This is a genomic window from Stieleria sp. (genome assembly GCF_041595215.1).
Taxonomy (GTDB): domain Bacteria; phylum Planctomycetota; class Planctomycetia; order Pirellulales; family Pirellulaceae; genus Stieleria; species Stieleria magnilauensis.
Window position 1 is genome coordinate 1 of record NZ_JBFHKV010000659.1, and the last position, 4,876, is coordinate 4,876.

At 60.7% G+C, this 4,876-nt stretch carries 4 protein-coding genes; all 4 read left to right on the plus strand.

The window, feature by feature from the left end; translation table 11 throughout:
* The first annotated feature begins 135 nt into the window (after positions 1-135).
* The 4 genes from ABX749_RS21950 (at position 136) to ABX749_RS21965 (ending at position 4,794) form a co-directional block, all read left to right on the plus strand.
* Positions 136-2,187, plus strand: a complete 2,052-nt coding sequence (locus tag ABX749_RS21950; protein ID WP_372897866.1) for an FAD-dependent oxidoreductase — start codon at positions 136-138, stop codon at positions 2,185-2,187.
* 2 nt (positions 2,188-2,189) lie between these two features.
* Positions 2,190-3,608 carry a cytochrome c3 family protein gene (locus ABX749_RS21955; RefSeq protein ID WP_372897867.1) on the plus strand — a complete coding sequence of 473 codons (1,419 nt, stop codon included), beginning with the start codon at positions 2,190-2,192 and terminating at the stop codon, positions 3,606-3,608.
* 46 nt (positions 3,609-3,654) lie between these two features.
* On the plus strand, positions 3,655-4,272 hold the full coding sequence (locus ABX749_RS21960; protein WP_372897868.1) for a DUF3365 domain-containing protein: 618 nt from the start codon (positions 3,655-3,657) through the stop codon (positions 4,270-4,272).
* A gap of 87 nt (positions 4,273-4,359) precedes the next feature.
* Entirely contained in the window at positions 4,360-4,794 is a 435-nt protein-coding gene (locus ABX749_RS21965; protein WP_095737728.1) for a globin family protein, read from the plus strand.
* Positions 4,795-4,876 lie beyond the last annotated feature (82 nt).

Below are 4,876 nucleotides of genomic sequence, written 5' to 3' on the forward strand. Positions count from 1 at the left end.
AGTTGTGCGGATTGGCGCAACGATTGCGTGCGGCGGTGACTCGGTCGGCCCTTGCTAGGCAAAGCGGGTCTGGCCATGGAGGTCGACCGAAGTCGATCTCCTCGGTTCTTCCCCCGGTTTCACCTCCACCCGGACATGGTTGCCGCGCTGAACGCCCCTCTCGCGAATCGTCAACAGGTTGGTCCAACCGCCGCCCAGCGTCACGTCACGCCCCCACAACGCCCCCGGCTGGTGATCGTCGGAGGCGGGATGGCGGGCTTTGGCCTCTGCGATCGACTCGTCCGCAGCGGCGTGATCCAGGGCTATGACGTCACGATCATCGGTGACGAACCGCTGCCGGCGTATGACCGAGTCAACTTGTCGACTTACTTTGATGGTCGATCAGCCGATGAACTGCTGTTGGCACCGCGGGATTGGTACCAAAAACATCGCATCGAACTGATCACAGGGCGTCGCATCGAGCGGATCGATCGCGAGCAGCGCATGGTGTTCGATCAAGACGGCTCGTTCTATAGCTACGACCAATTGGTGTTGGCGACCGGATCCCACGCCTTCGTGCCTCCGATCAAGGGTTCTGATAGCGAAGGGGTTTTCGTCTATCGCACCATCGCCGACCTGGAATCGATTCGCGACTACTGCGCGACACGAAACGTGCATCGGGGCGGCGTGATCGGCGGAGGCTTGCTGGGATTGGAAGCCGCCAAAATCCTGATGGATCTGGGTTTGTCGGTCAGCGTGATTGAGATGGCACCGGGATTGATGCCGCGGCAACTCGATGCCGACGCGGCCGGGCTGCTCAAACGCAAGATTCAAAGCATGGGCGTGGACGTTCAACTCGTCCGCCGCACCGAATCGATCGCTGTCGTCGACAACGGGATTTGCATTGAGTTTTCCAACGCAAGTGATCTGCACGTCGACTTGCTGGTCATCGCCGCAGGCGTGCGTCCCAACGACAAGCTGGCCGAATCGGCGGGGCTTGAAATCGGACCGCGCCGCGGCGTGAAGGTCAACGAGTGTTTGCAGACCAGCGATCCGAACATCTTTGCGATTGGCGAATGCGCCTCGTTCCACGACCACGTCTTCGGACTCGCGGCACCTTGCTTTCGCATGGCCGATGTCTTGGCCCAGCGACTGGCCGGCGGTGAGACGACGTTCGCGGGTGCCGACGAATCGGCAGAACTGAAACTGATGGGGGTGCAAGTCGCCACGCTGGGCACGACGATCGGTGAATTCGCCGGCGGCAACGTAGTGACACACCATGACGAATCGGGATATCGAAAACTGTTGACCGAGCGGGGGCGAATCGTCGGCGCGTCGTGTGTCGGCCCCTGGGATGAATTGCCACAAGTCAGACAGGCGATCGCCAAACGGGCGCGATTGTGGCCTTGGCAACGCAAACGATTCTTAAACACGGGATCCCCGTGGTCTCCCGGCGGGGCGATGCCGGTCACCGATTGGCCGGCCGACGCGATCGTGTGTTCGTGCTTGTCGGTCAGCAAATCAACGATCGTCGAATTGATCGATGACGGCAAACAAGACGTCGAACAAATCGCGTCGGCATGTGGTGCGTCCACCGCCTGCGGCAGCTGTCGCGGTCTGGTCGGCCAGTTGGCGGGCGCCGCAGCGGCGGAACCGATCACAGTCCCCGGGTCCAAGACCATGTGGGTGGCCAGCGTGATCGCGTTGTTGGCCAGTCTGGCTTGGCTGGTCGTTCCGCCGATCCCGCTGACTGACAGCGTGCAGTCGACGTGGCGATCCGTCGAGACAATTTGGCGAGGGGATCTCGGTCGCCAGGTCAGCGGATTCACCTTGGTCGGCTTGACGCTGCTGGGGCTCGTCTTTTCGCTCCGCAAACGCCTGACGTGGTTTCATTGGGGCTCGTACGGGTTTTGGCGGGCCGCGCACGGCGTGTTGGGCATGGCCGTGCTGTTCGGCGTCGCCATTCACACCGGGATGCGGCTGGGACACAACCTGAATTTCTTGCTCGCGGTCTGCTTCTTGTCCGCCGCGGCGTTGGGCGCGGTGGCCGGAATCGCCAGCAGCATGGAGAGCCGCGCGTCGGGAAATCTGGGGATGTGGATTCGTCGCTGGCGCCCCCGATTGACCCGCATTCACCTCTGGGTGACCTGGCCGTTGCCGATCTTGATCGCGCTTCATGTGCTCGGTTTTTATTGGTTCAGCGATTGATCATGAGCATTCAAATCCGATCGATCTGGAACGCGTTTCGCCAGTCTCCCCACGCACCGAAATGGTTGACGTGGGCGGCGATCAATCTCTCGATCGCCGTCTACTTCGGGTTCGGGTTGGTCGCTCCCGCTTCGATCAGCTCGACCGCTTGGCTGCCCGGTGAAACGACGCACGGACACTATCAGATCGAATTGGACTGCAACGCCTGTCATGACCCGGGGCGATCGGCGGACGGGCCGAGCGGATCCGACGTCATGCAAGATGCCTGCATCCGCTGCCATGGCGAACAGTTGGATCTTGCCAAGGACACACACCCGGCAAAGAAATTCCGCGACCCGACCAACGCCGAGCGACTGGCGGTGCTCGACGCACAGAACTGCTTGAGTTGCCATCAAGAACACGTGCCCGAACAGACGCTCACGATGGGGCTGACCATGCCGGCCGATTACTGTTGGCATTGTCATCAAGAGGTCGCCGATTCACGCCCCAGCCACCGCGACATGGCGTACGACAGTTGTGCGACCGCGGGGTGTCACAATTACCACGACAACCGTGCGCTTTACGAAAAGTACCTCGATGATCATCACGGACAGCCCGATCATCTGGAACTCGCTTCACTGCCCCGACGGTCAACCGCTGCATCGCTCTCGGGCGTCTTTCGTCCCGACCGCCCGCTGGGGATCGATGAAGCCGACCATCCTCCCGCCGAAGCCGTCGATCAACGCGTGCTGGACGACTGGGCGACAACCGCCCACGCACTCGCAGGCGTCAACTGCACGCACTGCCACGGCGGGAAGGACGATTCACAATGGTCCGAGACTGTCGCCATGGAAAGCTGCCAACGATGCCATGCCGACCAAGTCGCCAGCTTTCAAACCGGCAAACACGGGATGCGGTTGGCCGTGGGGCTGCCCGCGATGACGCCCGACCAGGCGAGATTGCCGATGCATGCCGGCCAGGCCCATGCCAAACTCGATTGCAACGCCTGTCATCCCGGCCATCGATTCGACACGCAATTCGCCGCCGCGGAAGCCTGTCTTCAGTGTCACGCCGATGACCATTCGTTGGCTTACCGCGACAGCTCACACGCCACGCTGTGGCAGGACGAATTGGCCGGCAGCGGTGCCGTCGGCAGCGGCGTTTCCTGTGCCACCTGTCATCTGCCCCGGATCGAAGGCGAGACCGGGATCTGGGTCAACCATGACCAGAACGCGAGCCTGCGTCCCAATGAAACGATGGCCCGACAGGTCTGCACCCACTGCCACGGACTGGAATATTCACTCAGCGCGTTGGCCGATCCCCGGTCGATCACATCGTGCTTCGGCGATGCCCCGACCGAACGAATCGAAAGTGTGCAGATGGCGCACGAGTGGTTCGAGCAGCGTCGGGCCAAGCGCGAGGCGCGTCTTCAAAAACCATGACCCTGTTTTTCTCTCTTTTTTTGCCTCGTTCCCTTGAAGGATTTTCATGATGAAATTGAATCGCAACCAACAACTCGCCGCGGCGGCACTCTCGGTGTGCGCGCTACTGCCACTGGCCGCGTTACCGGGCTGCACCAGCAGCGAAGCGAGTTCGACACCGTCCGGTGGAATCACGCCCCAACAATTTGCCGACGGCGTGCATGCGGTGATGATGGCCGACCGGACCGTGTACGCGACGCACGTCGTGACGAATCTGCAAAAACAGGACGCCCCCGTCAAAGCGTTCGAATACTGGGAAGACACCGAGAACTCGATTCCGTTGCCGGCGCAAATGTTCCGCATGGGTGCCGAGTTGGTCGACGAAAATCCGGAAGCCGGTTTCACCTACGCTCTTCGCAGTAAATGGCCGCTCAACGAACAGCACCAGGCCAAGACCGAGTTGGAACAGACAGCGCTCGATTACCTGAGCGACAATCCCGGTGAGAACTTTTACGGAGAAGAAGAACTCGGCGACCAAAAGTACTTCGTCGCCGTCTATCCCGACCGTGCCGTCGCCGAGGCCTGCTGGTCGTGCCACAACGAACACCCCAATCGCGGCGACGACTATCCCGAATTCGGCAAAGACGACGTGATGGGCGGTGTGCTGGTCCGCGTCCCACTTTAATCGCCGCTCAACCCAACCTTCGCTACATCAATCGCATGGATGCATCCCACCCTCTGTTATTAACTCGTAACCACAAGTGAACGACGCATGACTCCTCAGCAAATCGATTTGGTTCAGTCTTCTTGGGAAAAGGTAAAACCGATTTCCGAGCAAGCCGCAGAACTGTTTTATGGCCGCCTGTTTGAGCTCGATCCCTCCCTGAAACCGCTCTTCAAGGGCGACATGAAAGAGCAGGGCAAGAAGCTGATGGCGACGTTAAATTTGGCCGTCACGTCACTGACCAAACTGGAAGACATCCTGCCAGCGGTCCAAGAACTGGGGCGGCGGCACGTGAAGTACGGCGTCCCCGATGAAAGCTACCAGACGGTCGGCGAGGCGTTGCTCTGGACGCTCCAGCAAGGGCTTGCCGAGGCCTTTACCGACGAGGTCAAGCAGGCCTGGACGATCACCTACGTGACGCTCAGCAACGTGATGCTCGACGCCGCACATGAAAGCGATGCGCCCACGGCAGCGGCCGGCTAGTTGCGGGGACACGTTTGCCCAAAGGGCATCCACAACATAGCCTGGGGTGAGACCGGATGAGCCCCAGCGAATCCGGGCGTAA

What these genes read in the sequence shown, in the direction of transcription:
- ABX749_RS21950 (WP_372897866.1), top strand. Translation starts at nt 136, where the DNA reads ATGGTTGCCGCGCTGAACGCCCCTCTCGCGAATCGTCAACAGGTTGGT.
- ABX749_RS21955 (WP_372897867.1), top strand. Translation starts at nt 2,190, where the DNA reads ATGAGCATTCAAATCCGATCGATCTGGAACGCGTTTCGCCAGTCTCCC.
- ABX749_RS21960 (WP_372897868.1), top strand. Translation starts at nt 3,655, where the DNA reads ATGATGAAATTGAATCGCAACCAACAACTCGCCGCGGCGGCACTCTCG.
- ABX749_RS21965 (WP_095737728.1), top strand. Translation starts at nt 4,360, where the DNA reads ATGACTCCTCAGCAAATCGATTTGGTTCAGTCTTCTTGGGAAAAGGTA.